General features: G+C 72.2%; 17 protein-coding genes and 1 tRNA gene. 4 read left to right on the top strand and 14 right to left on the bottom strand.

Translation table 11 applies throughout. The features are described 5' to 3' along the window. Positions 1-20: 20 nt before the first annotated feature. Together AC0666_RS16670 and AC0666_RS16665 are read right to left on the bottom strand one after the other, a co-directional pair. Positions 21-2222, bottom strand: a complete 2202-nt coding sequence (locus AC0666_RS16670; RefSeq protein WP_468581920.1) for an MMPL family transporter — start codon at positions 2220-2222, stop codon at positions 21-23. A 116-nt stretch (positions 2223-2338) separates the two neighbouring features. Beyond that, a complete protein-coding gene (locus AC0666_RS16665; RefSeq protein WP_361713092.1) occupies positions 2339-2929 on the bottom strand; it encodes a TetR/AcrR family transcriptional regulator in 591 nt (196 codons plus the stop codon). A gap of 162 nt (positions 2930-3091) precedes the next feature. Between AC0666_RS16665 and AC0666_RS16660 the strand changes: the two genes are divergently transcribed. Continuing rightward, the gene (locus AC0666_RS16660; RefSeq protein ID WP_468969827.1) at positions 3092-6373 is read left to right on the top strand and encodes a S41 family peptidase; all 3282 of its coding nucleotides are present in this window, start codon (positions 3092-3094) and stop codon (positions 6371-6373) included. Positions 6374-6475: 102 nt separating this feature from the next. Here the strand turns inward: AC0666_RS16660 and AC0666_RS16655 are convergent, their stop codons facing one another. Genes AC0666_RS16655 through AC0666_RS16645 form a run of 3 tightly spaced genes read right to left on the bottom strand, consistent with a single transcriptional unit; the run spans position 6476 to position 9944 of the window. Beyond that, on the bottom strand, positions 6476-7369 hold the full coding sequence (locus AC0666_RS16655) for an SDR family oxidoreductase (RefSeq protein ID WP_468969829.1): 894 nt from the start codon (positions 7367-7369) through the stop codon (positions 6476-6478). Further along, entirely contained in the window at positions 7366-8325 is a 960-nt protein-coding gene (locus AC0666_RS16650; protein ID WP_478707808.1) for an alpha/beta fold hydrolase, read from the bottom strand. Before AC0666_RS16650 ends, AC0666_RS16655 begins: the two co-directional genes overlap by 4 nt. After that, positions 8322-9944 (bottom strand): flavin-containing monooxygenase, encoded by a 1623-nt coding sequence (locus AC0666_RS16645; RefSeq protein WP_478707807.1) that lies wholly within the window; start codon positions 9942-9944, stop codon positions 8322-8324. Before AC0666_RS16645 ends, AC0666_RS16650 begins: the two co-directional genes overlap by 4 nt. 168 nt (positions 9945-10112) lie before the next feature. On the opposite strand from AC0666_RS16645, the gene AC0666_RS16640 reads away from it, so the two are divergent. Beyond that, positions 10113-10811 carry a MerR family transcriptional regulator gene (locus AC0666_RS16640; protein ID WP_468969836.1) on the top strand — a complete coding sequence of 233 codons (699 nt, stop codon included), beginning with the start codon at positions 10113-10115 and terminating at the stop codon, positions 10809-10811. Here the strand turns inward: AC0666_RS16640 and AC0666_RS16635 are convergent. Then, positions 10793-11596 carry an exodeoxyribonuclease III gene (locus AC0666_RS16635; RefSeq protein WP_478707806.1) on the bottom strand — a complete coding sequence of 268 codons (804 nt, stop codon included), beginning with the start codon at positions 11594-11596 and terminating at the stop codon, positions 10793-10795. The genes AC0666_RS16640 and AC0666_RS16635 overlap by 19 nt on opposite strands. 38 nt (positions 11597-11634) lie before the next feature. Between AC0666_RS16635 and AC0666_RS16630 the strand changes: the two genes are divergently transcribed. After that, entirely contained in the window at positions 11635-12129 is a 495-nt protein-coding gene (locus AC0666_RS16630; protein ID WP_468969841.1) for a GNAT family N-acetyltransferase, read from the top strand. Between the two features lie 217 nt (positions 12130-12346). On the opposite strand, the gene AC0666_RS16625 is transcribed toward AC0666_RS16630, so the two are convergent. The 7 genes from AC0666_RS16625 to galU form a co-directional block, all read right to left on the bottom strand. Further along, positions 12347-12420: transfer RNA gene (locus AC0666_RS16625), tRNA-Ala, on the bottom strand. 76 nt (positions 12421-12496) lie between these two features. Continuing rightward, positions 12497-13510 (bottom strand): divisome protein SepX/GlpR, encoded by a 1014-nt coding sequence (sepX, locus tag AC0666_RS16620; protein ID WP_468969843.1) that lies wholly within the window; start codon positions 13508-13510, stop codon positions 12497-12499. Between the two features lie 157 nt (positions 13511-13667). Beyond that, complete coding sequence (locus tag AC0666_RS16615) at positions 13668-14276, bottom strand: GNAT family N-acetyltransferase (RefSeq protein ID WP_478707805.1); 609 nt, start codon at positions 14274-14276, stop codon at positions 13668-13670. Between the two features lie 17 nt (positions 14277-14293). Continuing rightward, entirely contained in the window at positions 14294-14776 is a 483-nt protein-coding gene (locus tag AC0666_RS16610; RefSeq protein WP_468970497.1) for a MogA/MoaB family molybdenum cofactor biosynthesis protein, read from the bottom strand. A 164-nt stretch (positions 14777-14940) separates the two neighbouring features. Beyond that, on the bottom strand, positions 14941-15420 hold the full coding sequence (gene moaC / locus AC0666_RS16605) for a cyclic pyranopterin monophosphate synthase MoaC (protein ID WP_361713075.1): 480 nt from the start codon (positions 15418-15420) through the stop codon (positions 14941-14943). A gap of 74 nt (positions 15421-15494) precedes the next feature. Then, positions 15495-16844, bottom strand: a complete 1350-nt coding sequence (glp, locus tag AC0666_RS16600; RefSeq protein ID WP_468969850.1) for a molybdotransferase-like divisome protein Glp — start codon at positions 16842-16844, stop codon at positions 15495-15497. Positions 16845-16848: 4 nt separating this feature from the next. Further along, positions 16849-17751, bottom strand: a complete 903-nt coding sequence (gene galU / locus AC0666_RS16595) for a UTP--glucose-1-phosphate uridylyltransferase GalU (RefSeq protein WP_356852310.1) — start codon at positions 17749-17751, stop codon at positions 16849-16851. Between the two features lie 90 nt (positions 17752-17841). Here galU and AC0666_RS16590 point away from each other — a divergent pair, with 90 nt between their 5' ends. Then, the gene (locus AC0666_RS16590; protein WP_468969854.1) at positions 17842-18471 is read left to right on the top strand and encodes a 5-formyltetrahydrofolate cyclo-ligase; all 630 of its coding nucleotides are present in this window, start codon (positions 17842-17844) and stop codon (positions 18469-18471) included. Here the strand turns inward: AC0666_RS16590 and AC0666_RS16585 are convergent. Further along, entirely contained in the window at positions 18466-21309 is a 2844-nt protein-coding gene (locus AC0666_RS16585) for a penicillin acylase family protein (RefSeq protein ID WP_468969857.1), read from the bottom strand. The genes AC0666_RS16590 and AC0666_RS16585 overlap by 6 nt on opposite strands. Positions 21310-21472: the final 163 nt, after the last annotated feature.

Below are 21472 nucleotides of genomic sequence, written 5' to 3'. Positions count from 1 at the left end.
GTTCGCCACGGGCGCGGGCGTCAGGCGTTGACCAGCTCGCGGTCCTTGTCCGGGCCCTCCGTGTCGCGGGCCGCCTCGCCGAGGTGCTTGCGCAGGCTCTCGCCCTCCACGTCCACGTTCGGCAGCAGCCGGTCCAGCCAGCGCGGCAGCCACCAGGCCTTGTGGCCGAGCAGCGCCAGCACCGCCGGGACGATCGCCATGCGGACGACGAAGGCGTCGAAGAAGACGGCGACGGCCAGGCCGAAGCCGATCATCTTGATCATCTGCTCGCTGGCGCCGATGAAGCCGGAGAACACCGCGATCATGATGACGGCGGCGGCCACGACCACCCGGGCGCTGTACTGGAAGCCGGTGACGACCGCCTGGCCCGGGCGCTCGCCGTGGACGTAGGCCTCACGCATCCGGGTGACCAGGAAGACCTCGTAGTCCATGGCCAGGCCGAAGACCACGCCCACCATGAAGATCGGCATCATGCTCATGATCGGGCCGGTCTGCTCCACCCCGAACAGCGAGCCGAGCCAGCCCCACTGGAAGACCGCGACGACCGCGCCGAGGGCCGCGACGACCGACAGCAGGAAGCCGAGGGCCGCCTTGAGCGGGACCAGGACCGAGCGGAAGACCACCATCAGCAGCAGGAAGGCGAGGCCGACCACGAGCGCCAGGTAGGGCAGCAGCGCGTCGTTCATCTTCTGCGAGAAGTCGATGTTCATCGCGGTCGCGCCGGTGACGAGGACGTCGTCCCCGCTGCCGTCGCGGATCGTGTGGACCAGGTTCTCGGTCTCCACCGAGGACGGGCGGTCCTTCGGGATGACCGTGATCACGGCGGCGTCGCCGGCCTCGTTGGGAGCCGGCGGGGTGACCGCGGCGACGCCCTCCAGGCCCTTGATCCGGCCCTGGGTCTCGTCGGCGAGCTTCTTGTCACCGTCGACGACCACCAGCAGCGGGCCGTTGAAGCCCGGGCCGAAGCCCTCCGACAGCAGGTCGTACGCCTTGCGCTGGGTGGTGGAGACCGGCTGGGCGCCGTCGTCGGGCAGGCCCATCTCCAGCTTGCTCGCCGGGATGGCGATGGCGCCGAGGCCGATCACTCCGACGAGCAGGACCATGACCGGGCGGCGCAGGACGAAGCGGGCCCAGCGGGTGCCGCCGTTGGGCTTGGGCGTGGCGCCGGCCGGGCGGCCCTTGCCGAACAGCCGGCTCTTCGTGCCCGCCGGCAGCACCTTCTTGCCCGCGAAGCCGAGGATGGCCGGGACCAGCGTCAGGGCGACCAGGACCGCGATCACCACGGTGGCCGCGGCCGCGAAGCCCATCTTGGTCAGCATCGGGATGTTGACGACGGCCAGGCCCACCAGGGCGATGACCACGGTCAGACCGGCGAAGACCACTGCGGAACCGGCGGTTCCGGCAGCGCGGCCCGCGGCCTCGTCCCGCTCCCGGCCCTCGGCGAGCTCCACGCGGTAGCGGGAGACGATGAAGAGCGCATAGTCGATGCCGACCGCGAGGCCGATCATCATCGCGAGCGTGGAGGTGGTGGAGCCGAGGTCCAGCACGTTGGCGAGCGCGGCGATCGAGGAGACGCCGATGCCCACGCCGATCAGCGCGGTCAGCAGCGGCAGACCGGCCGCGATCAGCGAGCCGAAGGTGATGACGAGGACGATTCCCGCGATCAGGATGCCGACGATCTCGCCCGAGCCCGTCTCGGGGGCCGTCATCAGCGCGTCGCCGCCGATCTCGACGGTCAGTCCCGCGGCCTTGGCCTGCGTGCCCGAGCCCTTGAGCGCGTCGCGCGTCTCGTCCTTGAGCTCCATGCCGCTGACGTCGTACTTGACGCTGACGTAGGCGGTGGAGGCGTCCTGGCTCACGGCCTGGGCCTGGTACGGGTCGGTGACCGAGGCGACCTGGGCCGCACCGGGACCGGACTTCAGGCCGGAGACGATCTTCTCGACCTCGGCCTTGTTCTTCGGGTCGTTGACCGTCGCGCCCGCGGGCGCCTTGATCACGATGCGGGCGGTGGCGCCGTCGGCGGCCATGCCCGGGAACTTCTTGTCCAGCAGGTCGAAGGCCTTCTGGGCCTCCGTGCCGGGTATCGAGAAGGAGCCCGACGTGGGGGCGGACGCCGTCGCGGCGCCGAAGCCGGCGGCGAACAGCAGCGCCACCCAGACGAGGGCGACGAGACCGCGGCGCCGGAAGGCGCCCCTGCCGAGTCGGTAGAGGAAGGTGGCCACTGAGGTGGTTCTCCCGTTCAGGTCGTGGGATGGATCCGGGATGGATCAGGGCGTGGAAAGCCGGCCCGACGACGAGAGCGGCGTGTCAGGAGCAGCAGTGGGACGTGCGCGAAGACTCAGACGCCGAGGGCGGGGAAGACCACGGCGTCGATGAAGTCCCCGAGGAAGGCCCGGTCGACGGACCGGTCCTCGATCAGCGGAAGCGCGATGAACGCGCCGACGAGCATGTGCGGGACGAAACAGAGGGCCGGACAGTCCGGGGCGACCTCGCCCCGGTCCACGGCCCGCTGGAGCATCAGCTGGAGACCGGTGATCTCCGGGTCGACCAGCAGGTCCCGCAGTGCCTTGTGAAGCTCCGGGCTCTCGTGGACCGCATGGGCCAGACCCCGCATCAGCGCGGTGTCCTTGGCCATCTGCGCATCGTCGGAGTGCTCGACCATGAGGTGGAAATCGCCGCGCAGGCTACCCGTGTCGATCTCCCGCAGGGACATCGGCTGGGTGCACCGCAGGGCCTTGGCGACCAGCTCCGGCTTGCTCCCCCACTGGCGGTAGAGGGTGGCCTTGCTGGACTTCGTACGGGCGGCGACCGCATCCATGGTCAACGCCTCGTAGCCGACCTCGCGCAGGAGGTCGAGGACCGCCCCGTGCAGCTCGGCTTCCCGCTCGGGGGTGATCCGGCTGCGCCGCGAGGGGACTTCGTCGATCATCTGCGGCACCTCCTTGCCCATCCATCCGAACGAAACTGTTTCGTACGCTTCGATACTACTCCCCTCCCCTAGCGAAACGAAACCGTTCCGTTTCGCTGGAGGACGTGGCATGGATCACGTGTACGAGTTGCCAGGCCCCTGTCGCACGGAAAGCATTGTGGGGTGAGTCACGACGCCGCGTACCTCCGATTCCCGCACCTGCACGGCGATCTGCTGTGCTTCGTCACCGAGGACGATCTTTGGGTAGCGCCCTTGGTTCCGCCTGGAGAACCGGTCGGCCGGGCCTGGCGGATCACGGTCGACCGGACCAGGGCCGGCCATCCGCGCTTCTCGCCGGACGGGCGGCACATCGCCTACACCACGTGGCGCAGCCTCGATCCGGAGATCCACCTGGCCCCCGTCGACGGCGGGCCGGCGCGCCAGCTCAGCTACTGGGGCTCCACCGACACCCGCGTCTGCGGCTGGACCCCGCCCGACAAGGACGGCCGCAGCGACATCCTCGCGGTGTCCTCGCACGGCCAGCCCTTCTCCTACTACGCGTGGGCCTACAGCCTGCCGACCGACGGCTCCCCCGGCGGCCAGCTGCCCTGGGGCCCGGTCTCCGACATCGCCGTCCACGAGGAACCCGGCGGCGAGCGCCGCACGCTGCTGCTGACGGGCAAACCCCCGCACGAGCCCGCCGCCTGGAAGCGCTACCGCGGCGGCGCCACCGGCCGGCTCTGGCTGCACGGCACACAACTGCTGGAGCACATGGAGGGCCACCTCGACGCGCCGATGTTCGTGGACGGCAGGATCGCCTTCCTCTCCGACCACGAGGGCATCGGCAACCTGTACTCCTGCCTGCCCGACGGCACCGACCTGCGTCGGCACACCGACCACGAGGAGTTCTACGCCCGGCACGCCTCCAGCGACGGCTCGCGGGTCGTCTACCAGTGCGCCGGCGACCTCTGGCTCGTCGAATCCCTGGCCCCCGAGGCCGTCCCGCGCAAGCTCGACGTCCGGCTCGGCGGACCCCGCCCGGGTCGGCGCACCTACCAGGTCCCGGCCGCGCACCACGTCGACTCGCTCTCCGTCGACGCCACGGGGCGTGCCAGCGCGGTCGTCGTACGGGGCAGCCTGTACTGGCTCACCCACCGCGACGGACCCGCACGGACCATCGCCGACACCCCGGGCGTACGGGTGCGGCTGCCCGAGATGCTCGGCAGCGGCGGGCAGGTCGCGTACGTGACGGACGCGGAGGGCGAGGACGCGATCGAGATCGCCTATCTGCCGCGGGCCTCGGGGGAGCGGGAGCCCCGGCGGCTGGCCTCGGGGAAGCTGGGCCGCGTACTGGAACTGCTGTCCGATCCGGACGGCGAGCGGCTCGCCATCGCCTCCAACGACGGGCGCCTGCTGCTCCTCGACGCGACGGAGGAGTCCGACGGCGAGGTGACGGAGCTGATCCGGTCCGTCAACGGGCCCGTCACCGACCTGGCCTTCTCCCCCGACGGGGCCTGGCTGACCTGGTCGCACCCGGGTATCGGGCGCTCGCTGCGGCAGATCAAGATGGCCAGGATCGCCGGCCCCGGGCCGCGCACCGTCGTGGACGTCACCAACGGGCGGTTCGAGGACGACCATCCGGTCTTCACCCGGGACGGGCGCTATCTCGCGTTCCTGTCCTGGCGCGGTTTCGACCCGGTGTACGACGTGCACACCGGTGACCTGTCCTTCCCGCTGGGCTGCCGCCCCTACCTGGTGCCGCTGTCCTCGGCGACCCCCTCGCCCTTCGCGTACACGCCCCACGGCCGGCCGGCGGCGGGCGGACTCGACCCGGTGGAGGGCGAGTCGAGCGAGGGCGACGGCTCGGTGACCGTGGAGGTGGAGGGGCTGGAGAGCCGGGTCACACCGTTTCCGGTCACGGCCTCGAAGTACTCCGCGCTCTACCCGGTGCACGGCGGCGGCCTGGTGTGGTTGCGCTGGCCGATCTCGGGCGCGCTAGGCGAGACCTTCGCCAACCCGGCCGACACCAGCGGCAAGCCGACCCTGGAGCACTTCGACATCACCAAGGCACGCAAGAGCGAACTGGCCTCCGGGCTGGACTGGTTCGCGGTCAGCGGCGACGGCACCCGGCTGGTGATCAACGACGACGGCGACCTGCGCGCGGTCCCGGCGACCGAGTCGGGGGACAGCGACTCCACCGTCTACCTGGACCTGCGGCGCATCCACCACGAGGTGGACCCGGCGGCCGAGTGGCGCCAGGCCTTCGAGGAGGCCGGCCGGCTGATCCGTGCGTACTTCTGGGAGCCGAAGATGTGCGGCATCGACTGGGACGGGGTGCTGAGCCAGTACCGCCCCCTGGTCGAACGGGTCGCCTCGCCCGACGAGTTCGCCGACCTGATGCGCGAGGTGCTCGGTGAACTCGGCACCTCCCACGCCTACGTCTCGCCCCCGCGCCGCAACGAGGGCCCGCCGCACTACCAGCGTCCGATCGGCCTGCTCGGCGCGAACCTGGTGCACCGCGAGGAAGGGTGGATGGTCAAGCGGATCCTGCCCGGCGAGTCCTCCGACTCCAAGGCCCGCTCGCCGCTGGCCGGGAGCGGGATCCGGGAAGGCGCCATCCTCACCCACGTGGACGGACGGCCGGTGGACCCGGTCACCGGGCCCTATCCGCTGCTCTCGGCGGCCGGCGGCACCACGGTCGAGTTGACCTTCCGGCCCGCCGACGGCGAGGGCCGGCCGCGGCGGGTCGCGGTGGTGCCGCTGATCGACGAGCGGCCGCTGCGCTACCACGACTGGGTCTCCAAGCGGCGGGCGGTGGTCCGCGAGCTCAGCGGCGGCAAGTGCGGCTACCTGCACATCCCCGACATGGGCGGCTCGGGCTGGGCCCAGTTCAACCGGGACCTGCGCATGGAGATGTCCCGGCCCGCCCTGATCGTGGACGTACGCGGCAACGCGGGCGGGCACATCAGCGAATTGGTGGTGGAGAAGCTGAGCCGCTCGATCCTCGGCTGGGACCTCACGCGCAACGCCCAGCCGGTCAGCTACGCCTCGAACGCGCCGCGCGGTCCGATCGTGGCGCTCGCCGACGAGGCGACCTCCTCGGACGGCGACATGATCACCGCGGCGTTCAAACTGCTGGGGCTCGGCCCGGTCGTGGGCCAGCGCACCTGGGGCGGGGTGGTCGGCATGACCGGTCGGCACACCCTCGGCGACGGAACGGTGATCACGGTGCCGATGAACGCCGCCTGGTTCCCGGAGTACGGCTGGTCGGTGGAGAACCACGGCGTGGAGCCGGACCTCGCGATCATGCGCACCCCGCTCGACTGGGCGGAGGGACGGCACGCCCAGCTGGACGACGCGGTGTTCCTGGCGGTGGAGTTGCTGGAGCAGGAGCCGGCCGCGGTGCCGCCCGGCTATGCGGACGTACCGGACCTGCGGCGTCCGAAGCTGCCGCCGCGCGAGTAGGGCGTGCCCGAGGCGCCGGGGCATGCCCGAGGGGCGCGATCCGCGGCTGCGGGTCGCGCCCCTCGGCTCTGCTCAGGCCAGGGCTGCCGGCGACTCCCCCCGCTACCGCGGGGAGGTGCCCCCGGTGCGCTCCCTTTCGTCGGCGGCGCCCCCGGCGCCCACCAGCCCCTTGGAGACGCCTGCGAGCCTCGGTTCGAACCGCTTCATCTCCCGCTGCCCGACGGTCGCGATGATCCCCGGCAGATAGCCGCGCACCCCCTGCATCCCGCGCAGCCACCCCTGCGCATACACGTGCGCGGAGCGCCGCTCGATGCCCGCCACGATCCGGTCCACGGCCGGGCCCAGCGGGTACGTGCGGTTCGCCGGCCAGGGCAGTCGTCGGCGCAGCTCCCGCATCACCTCGTCCCGGTCGGCGCCGCGCACCATGTCGGTGTCGGTCCACGAGAGGTAGCCGACGCCCACCTTGACGCCCTTGTAGCCGACTTCGGCGCGCAGGCAGTGCGCGAAGGTCTCCACGCCGGACTTGGAGGCGCAGTACGCCGTCATCATCGGCGCCGGCGTGATCGCGGCGAGCGAGGCGATCTGCAGGAAGTAGCCGCGGCTCTCCGTGAGGACGGGAAGGAAGGCGCGGGCGGTGACGGCCCCGCCGATCAGGTTGACCTCGATCACCCGGCGCCAGGCGTCGGGATCGGAGTCGGCGAACGGACCTCCCGCGGCAACGCCCGCGTTGGCGACGACGATGTCCACCTTGCCGAAGCGCTGCTTGACCGCCTGGGCCACCCGCGCCATGGCCTCGTGGTCGGTGACGTCGGCGTACCAGTGGTCGCTGTCGGAGTGCAGCCGCTCGGAGACCTCCTTGAGCGCCTCCGGCTCCAGGCCCACCAGGGCCACCTTCGCGCCGCGCGCGGACAGTTTGCGGGCGAGCAGTTCGCCCACGCCGCGGGCTGCGCCGGTGACGACGGCGACCTGGCCCTCCAGACTCCTGCGAGCGCTCACGGCGTCTTCTCCTTCTCCTGGTCGGTCACGTGGTCGGTCGTGTCTGCGGTGCCGGGCAGGTGGCGGGCGGCCAGCTCCCGCAGGGCTCCCGTGACGGCCCGCGGGGCCTCGATCGGGGTCATGTGGCCCATGCCGGTCAGCTCCGTCAGACCCGCGCAGTGCGGGAGCGCGGCGGCGAGCTGGCGGGCGTGCACGAGCGGCGTCAGCCGGTCGTGCGTACCGCCGAGGACCGCGGTGGGCACGGTGAGCGCGGCCAGGTCGGCGTCGAGGTCCAGCCCGGCCAGCACCTGGGACCAGGCGTGCCGGGGGCCGGTGGCGCAGGCGTGCACGATCCGGGCGCAGGCCTCGACCTGTTCGGGCGTCGCTCCGGGGCCCATGGTGGCGTACTTCAGCACCTTCGCGGCCACCGGCGTGACGGGCCCGAGCGGGGCGCGGGAGCCCAGGATCGCCCCGGTGGCGCGCGTCCTCAGACGCCCGGCACGCCAGGGCAGGACCAGCGACTGGGCGACCAGCTGCGAACTGCCGGTGCTGCACAGCAGCGCGGCGGCGGCGTGCTCCTCGAACTCGGGGCGCCCGGCCGCGGCCATGATCGTCATCCCGCCCATGGAGTGCCCGGCGACCACGGCCCGTTCGCCGGGGGCGAGGGTGGCGCCCAGGACGGCGACCAGGTCGTCGGCGAGGGCGGAGGTGCTGTACCAGCGCCCGGCGGGGCTGCGCCCGTGCCCGCGCTGGTCGTACGCGACCACCCGGTGGCCGGCCGCGGCCAGGGCGCGGATCTGCGCGGCCCAGAAGGCGGTGGAGCAGGTCCAGCCGTGCGCCAGCACCACGGCCGGCGCCCCCTCCTCCCCGTGCACCTCCACGTGCAGCCGCGCCCCGTCGGCGGAGACCGCGGTCAGCTCGCGGCGGGGAACGGGCGGGGCGTACGGCCCCGTCGTGACGTGCGGCGGGCGGCTCACGCGGCGCCCTCCTCGACGCCGGCCTGCGCAGCGGCGGGCCGCGCAGCCGCGGCCCGGGTGGCGGCGGCCCCGCCGGCTGCGGCCTGCGCGGGGACCCGCCCGGGCGCCGGCTCCCGTTCCTGCTCCTTCTCCCGCAGCCGTACGACCTCGTACTCGCCCAGGTCCACGGTCCGCGTCTCCTTGCGGAACTCGCCGGTGGTGCCCGGCCAGACGGTGGTGTTGCGGCCCTGCGCATCGAGGTACCAGCTGGTGCAGCCGCCGGTGTTCCACACCGTGCGCTCCATCCGGGTCTGCACGCGCCGGTTCCACGCGTTCACGGCCGACGGCCTGGCGGCGAGCGCGACCGGCCCGCCGAGCATGTCGAGCTGGCGCAGGTAGTCCGCCATGTAGTTCAGCTGCGACTCGATCATCAGGATCATCGAGCTGTTGCCGAGGCCGGTGTTCGGCCCGATGATCGTCATCCAGTTGGGGAAGCCCGCGGCCGTCGCCCCGCGCAGCGACTGCATGCCGTCCTTCCAGTGGTCGGCGAGGGTCTTGCCCTCCGCCCCCACCACCCGGTCGGCGATCGGCATGTCCGTGACGTGGAAGCCCGTGCCGAAGATGATCGCGTCGACCTCGGTCTCGGTGCCGTCGGCGGCGACCAGGACGGAGCCCCGGATCTCCTTCAGACCGGAGGCGACCAGGTCCACGTTGGGCCGGGCGAGCGCCGGGTAGTACTCGCTCGACAGCAGGATCCGCTTGCAGCCGATCCGGTACGAGGGCGTCAGCTTGGCCCGCAGTGCCGGATCCTTGATCGACCGCGCCATGTTGGCCTTGGCCAGCGACTCGATCAGCCCGAGCTGGTTCGGGCGCTTGGTGAAGGCGCTCACCTGGAGCTCCCGGATGCCCCACAGCAGCCCGCGGCGCGCGGCGCGGGTGAAGGGCAGCCGGCGGTGCAGCCAGCGCTCCGCGGTGCCGATGGCCCGGTCGGTGCGCGGCATCACCCACGGCGGGGTCCGCTGGAAGAGCGTGAGCCGCTCCACCTCGGGTGCGATGGCGGGCACGATCTGGATGGCCGAGGCGCCGGTCCCGATCATGGCGACGCGCTTGCCGCGCAGGTCGTAGTCGTGGTCCCAGCGCGCCGAGTGGAACACCTTGCCCGGGAAGCCGGCGAGCCCCGGAAGCTCCGGCACCTTCGGGTCGGACAGCGGGCCGGTCGCGGACACGACGACGTCCGCGGTGAGCTCGCCCGTCGAGGTCTCGATGTGCCACCGGAGCCGGTCGGCGTCCCAGCGCATCATCGTGACCTCGGAGTTCAGCCGGATGTGCGGGCGCAGCCCGAAGGTGTCGGCGACGTGCTCCAGGTAGGCGCGGATGTGCGGCTGCCCGGAGAAGGTCCTCGGCCAGTCCGGGTTGGGTGCGAACGAGAACGAGTACAGGTGCGAGGGAACGTCGCACGCGCACCCGGGATAGCTGTTGTCGCGCCACGTCCCGCCGACGGAGTCGGCCCGTTCCAGGACGACGAAGTCCGTGATCCCCTCCCGCCGCAGCCGGACGGCCGCGCCCAGCCCGCCGAAGCCGGAGCCGATCACCGCCACCCGTACGTGCTCACGCCGTTCGGCGCCACCCTTGCCCGCCATGCCCGCCGCCTTCCGCATCCGCTTGCGCAGTACCAGCCCAGCCCAGTCATCACCACAGCGCCACACTGCCAGCAATCACTGGCACAATCGGGAGAGTAGAGCAGCCCCGTACTCATGGGTAGGGGTCGCACCCGGAAAGTTACTCCCGGTACGCCATAGGCTTCGTCCGTGGCAGAGACGCAAGCGGCGAGGACAGTGCGCGAATACCGTACGGCGGAACTGGCGGAGGCGGCCGGCATACCCGTCCGCACCCTGCGCTTCTACCGCGAGCGCAAGCTCCTGCCGCCCCCGCGCCGCGAGGGCCGCATCGCCTGGTACGACGACCACCACCTGGCCCGGCTGCGCACCATCGCCGCCCTGCTCGAACGCGGCCACACCCTCGGCGGCATCGCCGAACTGACCGCCGCCTTCGAGAACGGCCGCGACGTGAGCCAGCTCGGCGAGCTGCTCGGCATGGGCGGGTCCGAGGAGACCCCGGTACGCCTGACACCCGAGGCCCTGGCCGACTACTTCGAGGGCGAGGTCACCCCGGAGAACCTGGCGGCCTCCCTCGACCTCGGCTACCTCGCCACGGACGGCGACGAGATCGTGCACGTCAGCCGCCGCCTGCTGGACGTCTCCTCAGCGCTGGTCCGCGAAGGCGTCCCGCTCGCGGCGGTCCTGGAGACCGGCCGCCGGGTCCGCGCGCACGCGGACGCCTTGGCGGCCCTGTTCACGGAGCTCATCGAGGAGCACCTCTCCCCGGAGGCCGTGCCGCGCCTGCGCCCGCTGGCGAAGAGCGTGGTGGAGGCGGAGCTCGCGATGGCGATGGACCGCCTCCAGGCCTCCCGGTCCCGGCCCGCGGGGTCTCAGACCCCGAGCTCGTAGACGGCGGTCACCGGCGCGTGGTCGGACCACCGCTCCGGATGGGTCGCGGCCCGCTCGACGAAGGCCTTCACCGCCCGGGCGGCGAGTCCCGGGGTCGCGACCTGGAGGTCGATGCGCCAGCCGGCGTCGTTGTCGAAGGCCCGCCCGCGGTAGGACCACCAGGAGTACGGCCCCTCGGTGTCCGGATGCAGCGCGCGTACGACGTCGACGTACCCCGCCTCCTCGTACACCCTGCCGAGCCACTCGCGCTCCTCGGGCAGGAACCCGGCGCTCTTGCGGTTGGTCTTCCAGTTCTTCAGGTCGACCTCCCGGTGGCAGATGTTCCAGTCGCCGCACACCACGACCTCCCGCCCCTCGCCGGCCGCGCGCACCTTCAGCGCGGCGAGGTAGGGCAGGAACTCCGCCATGAACCGGTACTTCTCGTCCTGCTTCGCGGTCCCGGCCTCCCCGGAGGGCAGGTACAGGCTCGCCACGGTCACACCGGGCATGTCGACCTCCAGGTACCGCCCGGAGCCGTCGAACTCCTCGCTCCCGAAGCCCACCTGCACCCGCTCGGGCTCCCGCCGCGTGTAGAGGGCCACCCCGGCCCGGCCCTTGACGGCGGCCGGCGCGAAGACCGTGTGCCAGCCCTCGGGCTCCCGCACCTCGGCCGGAATCTGCGCCTCCTCCGCCCGTACCTCCTGCAGGCAGACCACGTCGGCATCCGACCCGGCCAGCCACGGCGAGAAGCCCTTCTTGGCGGCGGCGCGGATCCCATTCACATTCACGGAGGTCACGGTGAGCATCCCAGCACCATAGCGGGAGGGTTCCGTACGATGTTCCGATGTCTCACGGGATCCAGCTCCGCTCCGTACCGTACGACCACCCGGACGCGGTCAAACTCAACGACCAGGTGCAACTGGAGTACCAGGCGCGCTATGACGGCGAGGGCGATGTCACACCCCTCGACCCGGTGATGTTCACCCCGCCGCGGGGGCTGTACCTGCTGGCGTACGACGCCTCGCAGAGCCCGATAGCCAGCGGCGGCTGGCGCACCCAGGACGAGAACGACGAGGGCTACTCCGACGGCGACGCCGAGCTCAAGCGCATGTACGTCATCCCCGAGGCCCGCGGTCTCGGCCTGGCCCGCCGCATCCTCGCGGAGCTCGAAGCCGACGCCCGCGCGGCGGGCCGCGTCCGCATGGTCCTGGAGACGGGCGACCAGCAGCCGGAGGCGATAGCCCTCTACCTCTCCTCGGGCTACGCCCCCTCCCCCAAGTTCGGCCACTACCGCTTCCACGACTCCAGCCGCTGCATGGCCAAGCCCCTGACCCCCTGACGCGGCAGAGCCCGCCCGGACGGATCGCGGCAGCAAAGAGCGCTCGGCCGTACCGGAGTTGCCGCCGCTGGCTCCGGCGGCCGCCAACGGCCCGTGACCGCCCGGCCGTTCGGGCACCGGGCTGCCCGGACCCCGGAAACGCCGAGATCCCGCCCGGTCTTGCGACCGGACGGGATCTCGTGACGATTCCCGAGAGCTACTCGGGAACTGTCGTCTGTGGACCTGTGGGGATTTGAACCCCAGACCCCCTCGATGCGAACGAGGTGCGCTACCAGACTGCGCCACAGGCCCTTGCGACGTGTGAAACATTAGCATCCCCGCGGCGGTGCTCCAAAACCGGTATCGGGGAGCATCCGCGCAGGTCCGGTCATTCGTTCGCGGCGCGGGGGCGCTCGTCGCTCTCGTACTGGTCGAACAGCGGGGTGCGACCGCGGTCGCGGCCGCGGCCGGGGTGCTGGGGCTTCGTCTCCTGGGCGGGGGCCGGGGCGGGCTGGGTGCGCAGGCGGGGGTCCGTCGGTTCGGCTGCGCTGGAGCGGGCCGCGCTCCAGGCGTCCGGGGTCGCCGGACCCGTGGCGCGCGGAGCCACCGGGGCCGTCACGTACGTCGGCAGCGGGACCGGGACCGGCTCCCAGCTGTCGCCGCGGGCGGGGCCGCGTTCGCGCTCGCGCTGCTGGTCCACCCACTCGGCGTGGTCGGTCTGCTCGACCAGCGCGCGCCGGCCGGCCTCCTGCGGGGAGACCGGCGGAGCGGGGTCGGGTTCGGCCGCGGCGGTCGGGGTGTCCTCGGGATGGCGGCGGCGCTGGCGGCTCTCGCGCAGCTGCCGGGCGGCGGCCTCGGCGCGCCGCCGGTCCATGGTGAACTCGTAGCGCCTGCGCTCCTGGACGCGCAGGTGCATGATGTACGCGCTCAGCAGGAGGGCCGGTACGGCGGGCGCCCACAGGTACGCCAGACCGCCGACCGCGGCCACGACCGCGCCCAGCGTGAAGATCAGGAAGAGCAGCGCGGTGGTGCGCCGGCGGCGGGCGAGCACCTGCAGGCGCTGCTCGCGCCGGTGCCGCTCCGCCACGGCCGACCGCGGCTCCGCCCTGGTCGGGGGCACGGCAACGGCCCGGGCGTCGGCGTCCACGGAATTCACCGTTTCCGTCGCGGCGTCCGGGTCCGCGTGGTACTGGGTCTGCGCCTCCTGCTCGGCACGCTCACGCAGCCCCTTGGCGTAACGGCGCTCCATTCCCGCCCGGCCCGAAAGCAGCCGAATGGCAGTGGAGAAGCGTTCCGTCGGACGGGCCTCGTTCAGCTCGTCCTGCCTCCGGAGCCACATGGGCACCAAGTAGGCGGCCCAAGCCCCGACAATGACTGCGTAGATGAGGCCGCTGCTGCTCACACCCCACACCGTAGAGGGGCGCGGCCGAGCGGATCCGCCAATTGGACCGGTGTGTCGCACGAACTGGCTGATATCACGGACTTTTTTTGTGATTCTTCGGATCAGGTTATGGGCGAATCGGTTTCCCGGCCCAGGAATTCGAACGGATATTCGTTTCCTATGAGGGCGAGGCCCCTTGGCTGCGCGCCCGGTGCCAGCGGCGCAGCAACCCCTCCGGGATCTCCTCCGCGGTCAGCGCGTACACGAGGTGGTCGCGCCAGGCGCCGTCGATGTGCAGGTAGCGCAGACGCAGCCCCTCCTCGCGGAAGCCCAGCTTCTCGACCACGCGCCGGCTCGGGCCGTTCTCCGGGCGGATGCACACCTCCATCCGGTGCAGCCCGACCTTCCCGAAGCAGTGGTCCACCGCCAGCGCGACCGCCGTCGGCATGACCCCGCGGCCCGCCACCTCGCGGTCCACCCAGTAGCCGACGTGGCCCGCGCACATCGAGCCCCAGGTGATCCCGGCGACCGTCAGCTGGCCGACCAGGCGGCCCCGGTACTCGATGACGAAGGGCAGCATCCGCCCCGCGTTCGCCTCGGCTCGCAGGTGCCGCACCATCTGGCGGTACGTCGGCCGGTGGACCACCGGCCCCCAGGGCGCGGGCGGCGGGATCGTGGCCTCCCAGGGCCGCAGCCAGTCGCGGTTGCGCCGGTTGACCTCGCGCCAGGCGCTCTGGTCGCGCAGCTTTATCGGCCGGAGCGTGACGTCGCCGTCGCTCAGCACCACCGGCCAGGAGGGCCCGTTCAGCTGGGGCTCCCCGCAGGTCTGGGGTGATCGCCACCCCGGATCTGGTCCACGGCGTGCGGCAGGATCCGGGCCAGGACCGCGAGGCCGTCGCGGACTCCGCCCGTCGAGCCGGGCAGGTTGACGATCAGGGTGCGGCCGGCCACTCCCGCCAGCCCCCGGGACAGGGCCGCCGTCGGCACCTTCGCCAGGCTCTCGGCCCGGATGGCCTGCGGGATGCCCGGTACCTCGTGGTCCAGCACCCGGGCGGTGGCCTCGGGGGTGCGGTCGGTCGGCGAGATGCCGGTACCGCCGGTGGTGAGGATGACGTCGTACCCGGCGGCCACGCCCTCGCGCAGCGCCTGCTCGACCGGGTCCCCGTCGGGGACGACCCGCGGCCCGTCCACGGTGAAGCCGAGTCCTTGGAGTCCCTCTGCGAGCAGGGGCCCGCCCCGGTCGGCGTACACGCCGGCCGAGGCCCGGTTCGAGGCGGTGACCACCAGGGCGCGAAGGGGGCGGGCGGGCTGCCCGCCCGGCCCCGCCTGCCGTGCATCGGCCGCGGCGGGGGTCGCCGTGCCGCCGGGTGCCGCGGACGCGCCGGCGCCGTCCGCGCCGGCCGGCGCAGGGCCGTGGCTGTGGCTGTGGACCTCGCCGCCGCGCGGGGCGTTCACGCCCGGCTCCAGTCGCCGGACTTGCCGCCGGTCTTCTCCTCCACCCGGACGTCGGTGATGACGGCGCCCTTGTCGACGGCCTTCACCATGTCGATGACGGTGAGCCCGGCGACCGCGACGGCCGTCAGCGCCTCCATCTCGACGCCCGTCCGGTCGGCGGTCTTGACCGTCGCGAGGATCTCCACGGCGTCGTCGGCGACCGAGAGGTCCACCTTCACGCCCGAGACGGCCAGGGGGTGGCAGAGCGGGATCAGGTCGGGGGTCTTCTTCGCCCCCATGATCCCGGCGATCCGCGCGGTGGCGAGGGCGTCCCCCTTGGGCACGCCCTCGCCGCGCAGCAGTTCGATCACCCGGGGGGAGACCAGCACGCGCCCGCTGGCCCGTGCCGTCCGCGTCGTGACGTCCTTCTCCGAGACGTCGACCATCCGGGCCGCACCGGCCTCGTCGATGTGCGTCAGCCTGCTCTGCGTACTCATGTCTGCGTGCCGCTCCCGCTCCGGGCCCCGCAAGGGCCTGTGTGGTGCACCACGCTACCCGCACCGGCGGGACTTCAGCCGAGCAGGACCACTTCCAGCTCGTCCCCCGGCTGCACCGAGGTCACGTCCTCCGGCACGACCATCAGCGAGTCGGCGTGCGCCAGGGCCGCGATCAGGTGCGAGCCGGATCCGCCGACCGGACTGACCGTGCCGCTCTCCTTGTCGTACGCCCCGCGCAGGAACTGCCGGCGGCCCGACGGGGAGCCCAGCGGCCGGTCCGCCTTGAGTACCGCCCGGACGCTCGGCCGGCTGACCTCGGAGGCGGGCAGCCCCATGAGCGCGCGGATCGCGGGCCGCACGAACAGCTCGAAGGAGACGTAGGAGGACACCGGGTTGCCGGGCAGGGCCAGCAGCGGGGTGTGGTCCGGGCCGACGGTGCCGAAGCCCTGCGGCTTGCCGGGCTGCATCGCGAGCTTGCGGAACTCCATCCGCCCGGCGTCGATCCCGGCCTCGGGATCGGCGCCGACCGAGGACAGCGCCTCCTTGACCACGTCGTACGCCCCGACGCTGACGCCTCCCGTGGTCACCAGCAGATCGGCCCGGATCAGCTGGTCCTCGATGGTGGAGCGCAGGGTGTCGGCGTCGTCCGCGACCGCCCCGACGCGGTAGGCGATGGCCCCCGCGTCCCGCGCGGCCGCGGCCAGCGCGAAGCTGTTCGAGTCGTAGATCGTCCCGGGGGCCAGCGCCTCGCCCGGCTGGACCAGCTCGCTGCCGGTGGAGAGCACCACCACGCGCGGCCGCGGCCGGACCCGGACGGTGCCCCGGCCGATGGCGGCCAGCAGAGCGATCTGCGGCGGGCCCAGCACCGTACCCGCGGCCAGCGCGAGGTCTCCGGCCTGGACGTCGCTGCCCCGTGCCCGTACATGGGCCCGCGCCTCGGCGGCCCGGTGCACCCGCACCTCGCCGCCCGCGCCCTCGGGGGCCGCGCTGGCCGGGGTCATGCCGGTGGCCGCGCCCGCGCCCGCGCCGCCGTCGGTCCACTCGACGGGGACGACGGCCTCCGCGCCGGGCGGCAGCGGGGCGCCGGTCATGATGCGGGCGGCCTGGCCCGGGCCGACGGCGGGCAGTTCACCGCTGCCCGCCGCGACGTCCCCGATGACCGTCAGCACCGCGGGGAACTCCTCGCTCGCGCCCTGGACGTCGGCCGTGCGGACGGCGTACCCGTCCATCGAGCTGTTGTCGAAGGGCGGGAGGGCGACGGGCACGGTGACGTCCTCGACCAGGACACAGCCCTGGGCGTCGAGCAGCTGGAGCTCGATGGGCTCCAGCGGCCGGACGGCGGCGAGGACGTCCGCGAGGTGCTCGTCCACCGACCACAGACGCTGCTGGCCGGTGTCCTGCGGTGCGGCGGCGGGGCTGCTCAAGGTGCTACATCTCCTCCGTGACGTAACGGTGAAGCCAGGTGCGGAACTCCGGGCCCAGGTCCTCACGCTCGCACGCGAGGCGGACGATGGCCCGCAGGTAGTCCCCGCGGTCCCCGGTGTCGTAGCGGCGGCCCCGGAAGACCACGCCGTGCACCGGGCCGCCCACGCTCTCGTCGGCGGCCAGCTTCTGCAGGCCGTCGGTGAGCTGGATCTCCCCGCCGCGGCCCGGCTCGGTCTCCCGCAGTATGTCGAAGATCGCCGGGTTGAGGACATAGCGTCCGATGACGGCGTAGTTGCTGGGGGCGTCGGCGGCGTCGGGCTTCTCGACGAGGCCCGTGATCCGGACGACGTCCGCCTCGTCGGTGGGCTCGACGGCGGCGCAGCCGTAGAGGTGCACGCTGGCCGGGTCGACCTCCATCAGGGCGATGACGGTGCCGCCGGTGCGGGCGTGCACATCGGTCATCTGGCGCAGCAGGGGGTCGCGCGGGTCGATGAGGTCGTCGCCGAGCAGGACGGCGAAGGGCTCGTCGCCCACGTGCGGAGCGGCGCACAGGACGGCGTGGCCGAGGCCGCGCGGGTCGCCCTGGCGGACGTAGTGCATGGTGGCCAGGTCGCTGGACTCCTGGACCTTCTTGAGCCGGTCGTCGTCGCCCTTGGCGATGAGGGCGGACTCCAGTTCGTAGTTGCGGTCGAAGTGGTCCTCAAGCGCACGCTTGTTACGCCCTGTGATCATCAGGACGTCGTCCAGGCCGGCCGAGACGGCCTCCTCGACGACGTACTGGATGGCCGGCTTGTCCACGACCGGGAGCATTTCCTTGGGCGTCGCCTTCGTCGCCGGGAGGAAACGTGTGCCAAGGCCTGCGGCAGGGATGACGGCCTTTTTGATCACGGGGTGCAACTGAGTCATGGGCAGAACCATAGTGGGTCACGCTCCCACCCATGGATTCCGGCAAATAGATCCCTGATTGCCCCCTTTGAAAGGAAATCTGAGGCAGCCGTGCTAGTGAACGCACCCGATCCGTCCGCAAAGGCCCAGTTGCGCCGGGACCTCCTCGCCGCCCGCCGCGCCCTGTCCCCCGACTCCCTGCGCACGGCGGCCCGCGCGCTCTCCCGCTCCGCCCTCGGACTGCCCGAGCTCGCCGGGGCGCACACGGTGGCGGCGTACGTCTCCGTGGGGAGCGAGCCCGGTACCCGCGAGCTGCTCGACGGGCTGCGCACGGCCGGGAAGCGGGTCCTGCTGCCCGTCCTGCTGCCCGACAACGACCTCGACTGGGCCGAGTACGAGGGCCCCGGCAGCCTCGCCGAGGCCGCGCACCCGGGGAAGATGCGGCTGCTGGAGCCCGCCGGACCGCGGCTCGGTCCGGAGGCGGTCACCGGCGCCGACGCCGTCCTGCTGCCCGGGCTGGCGGTGGACCGGCGCGGGATGCGGCTGGGGCGCGGCGGGGGCTCGTACGACCGGGTGCTCGCGCGTCTGGAGCGCGCCGGGGCGCATCCCGCGCTGGTCGTGCTCCTCTACGACGAAGAGGTGGTCGCGCGGGTCCCGGAGGAACCGCACGACCACCCCGTTCAGGCGGTGGCCACCCCGTCGGGGGTGGTCCGCTTCACTTCTCCGGCCGGCGGCTCATGAACCCGGCTTCAGCGTGAGCGTCTCGACCGTCGCCTTGTCCACGGCCTCCTTGCCGAACGGCCAGTCCAGCAGCTCGCCCTTGGCCCACAGGGTCGTCTGGTCCGTGTAGTTGTCGTGGTAGGCGTGGCCCGAGGCGCCGGTCAGGTTGATCCAGCGGGACTTGTCCAGGTCGTTCAGGTTCACGACCATCCGCATCGACGGCACCCAGGTCACCCCGTAGCCGCCGGAGGCGTTCCAGCCGGTCGCGTTGACCGTGGCCTCGCCGCCGCCCAGGTTCCACGGGCCGCGGTTGAGGAGCCACTGCAGGAAGCCGGGGCCCTCGGTGCCGATGGTCTGGTTCTTCAGCGTCAGCTGGTGCAGGCGGCCCCAGCTCCAGGTGGCCTGATCCTTGCCGAGCTTGGCGGTCAGCTCCCAGCGGGCGTCCTTCATGGCCCGGGCGAACAGCTCGTCGCGGGTGGTGGTCGCCGGCTCCCGCAGGCCCCGCTTGGGCGACTGCCACCACGCGGACTTCTCGTCCTTGACCAGGCGGCGGACCACCTCGAACCAGCGGTCGCCGCCGTCGGGCTGCGCGGAGTCGGAGCCGCGCTCACCGCACTCGCGGACGGTCTTGGCGAGGTCGTCGACGATGCCGGTGCCGTCGCCGGTGACGTTCATGCAGCTGTCCTCGATGCGCAGTTCCTTGGGCATCTTGTCGCCGAAGGACAGCTTGAGGATGTTGCGCCAGACCGCGTTGAAGTAGGCGGCGGCCGCCGAGTCGGGCTCCTGGGTGTAGTTCCAGCCCTCCAGCAGCTTCTGCGCGGAGCGCACGTCCGGGTCCGAGACCTCGATCTTGGCCAGCATCGGGGTCAGCAGCGCGGCGATCTCGCTGCTGTTGTCCATCTGCATGGTGCGCATGTCGTCGGTGGAGATCTTCCCGCTGTCCTTGATCTTCGCCTCGATGAGGTCGTTGATCCGCTGGCTGCGGGCGCCGTAGCCCCAGTCCGCCGTCAGCAGGTACGGGTACTTGCCCTGGCCGGTCCCGCTCTCGACGACGGCCTGGTTCGCCGTCACGATGTAGCCGCGGCCCGGGTTGAGGTCGTACGGCATCTCGTCCTGCGGGATGTAGCCCGCGTTGCCGTCCTTGCCGCCCTTCCAGGCGTACTTGGAGTCCCAGCCGGGGGCGGGCATGCGGCCGTCGCCGGCGCCGCGGACCGGGATCCGGCCGGGGGCCTGGTAGCCGATGTTGCCCAGCGGGGCCTTGTTGTCGGCGTAGATCAGGTTCTGCGAGGGGACCTCGAAGTCGCGGGCGGCCTCGCGGAAGCCCGCGAAGTCCTTGGCCCGGTCGAGCTTGAAGACGGCGTCCATCGACTTGCCCGGGTCCAGGGCGGTCCAGCGCAGGGCGACGGCGTAGCCGTTGCCGCGGTCGGGGGCCGAGCCGGCGACAGGGGCGCGGCTGCCGACTGCGGCGAGCTCCTCGCTGCGGTCGGAGATCAGCGGACCGTTGTTGGTGGTGCGGACGGTGATCTTCTTGCTCTTCTTCTCGCCCGCGATCTTGATCTCCTCCTCGCGGGTCGTGAAGGGGATCACCTTGTTGTCGTAGACGTAGCCCTCGGGCTTGACCTGCTCCAGGTAGAGGTCGGTGACGTCGGCGCCCAGGTTCGTCATGCCCCAGGCGATGTCGGCGTTGTGGCCGATCACCACGCCGGGCATGCCGGAGAAGGTGTAGCCGGCCACGTCGTACTGGCACTGCGCGGAGACCGCGCGGCAGTGCAGGCCCATCTGGTACCAGACCGAGGGAAGCTGCGGGGACAGGTGCGGGTCGTTGGCGAGCAGCGGCTTGCCGGTGGTCGTGTACTTGCCGGAGACGACCCAGGAGTTCGAGCCGATGCCGCTGCCGTTGGGGCCGAGTATCGCGGGGATCTGGTCCAGGGTCTTGGCGAGGGAGGTCAGCGAGGTGCGCAGGCCCACCGTCGCCCCCTGGGCGGTGGCGTCGTCGGCGAGGCCGGTGGGCGTCGTGGAGGCCGGCGATCCGTTCGCGGTGCCGGTGCCGGTGGTGGAGCCCTTGCCGGTGCCGGGTCCGGCCGCGGCCGAGCCGCCCTGGGGCGCGTACTTGCCGCCGTCGATCTTGCCGCCCTCGACGATCGGCCGGTTCCGGTCGAACGGGTAGGGCGGGTAGAGCTCGTCGATCTGCGCGGGCGTGAGCTTGTTCGCCATCAGCGCGCGGTCGATCTCGTCCTGCATGTTGCCGCGCAGGTCCCAGGCCATGGCCTTGAGCCAGGCCACCGAGTCCACCGGCGTCCACTGCTCGGGCTGGTAGTCGGCGCTGAGCTTGAGGGCGGCGTGCTCGACGGAGAGGTCCTTGCCGGACTTCCCCTTCAGGTACGCGTTGACCCCGTCGGCGTAGGCCTGGAGGTTCTTCTTCGTCTCCGGCGAGAGCTTCGTGTCGTACTCGGCCTGGGCGACCTGGCGCCAGCCCAGCGTGCGCAGGAAGGCGTCGGTCTCGACCTGGCCGGAGCCGAACATCTCCGAAAGCCGCCCCGAGGTCAGGTGGCGGCGTACGTCCATCTCCCAGAAGCGGTCCTGCGCGTGGACGAAGCCCTGCGCGCGGAAGAGGTCCTCGTCCTTGTCGGCGTAGAGCTGCGGAATGCCGTGCGCGTCGCGCTTGACCTCCACTGCCGAGGTCAGGCCGGGCACCTGGAGGGAGCCGGTCGCCTGCGGGAAGGAGGCGCGGACGGTGTCCAGGCCCCAGTACGTCCCGTACCCGAAGCCCGTGAGGAGCGCCAGGACCAGGACGAGCACGATCAGGCGGGCGCGTCGTCCCTTCTTCTTGACGGAAGGGGCGGTTTCGTTGGCGGGCATCGCTGTCCTTAGAGGGGCAGGGCGGTCCTGGGAGTGCTGGGAGCAACCATAGGCGCACGACCGTGTTCGTTGATCCGCCAGGGGTCAAGGTGCGAAGGACAAGGCCGAACGGCCGTTTCACAATGTGGTTATCGCGTAAAGGGTGCGTCAAATATTAGGTAAG

This window comes from Streptomyces sp. NPDC043680 (assembly GCF_056436685.1).
The sequence above is the reverse complement of the archived record's forward strand: the minus strand, read 5'-3'. Positions and strand labels throughout refer to the sequence as shown.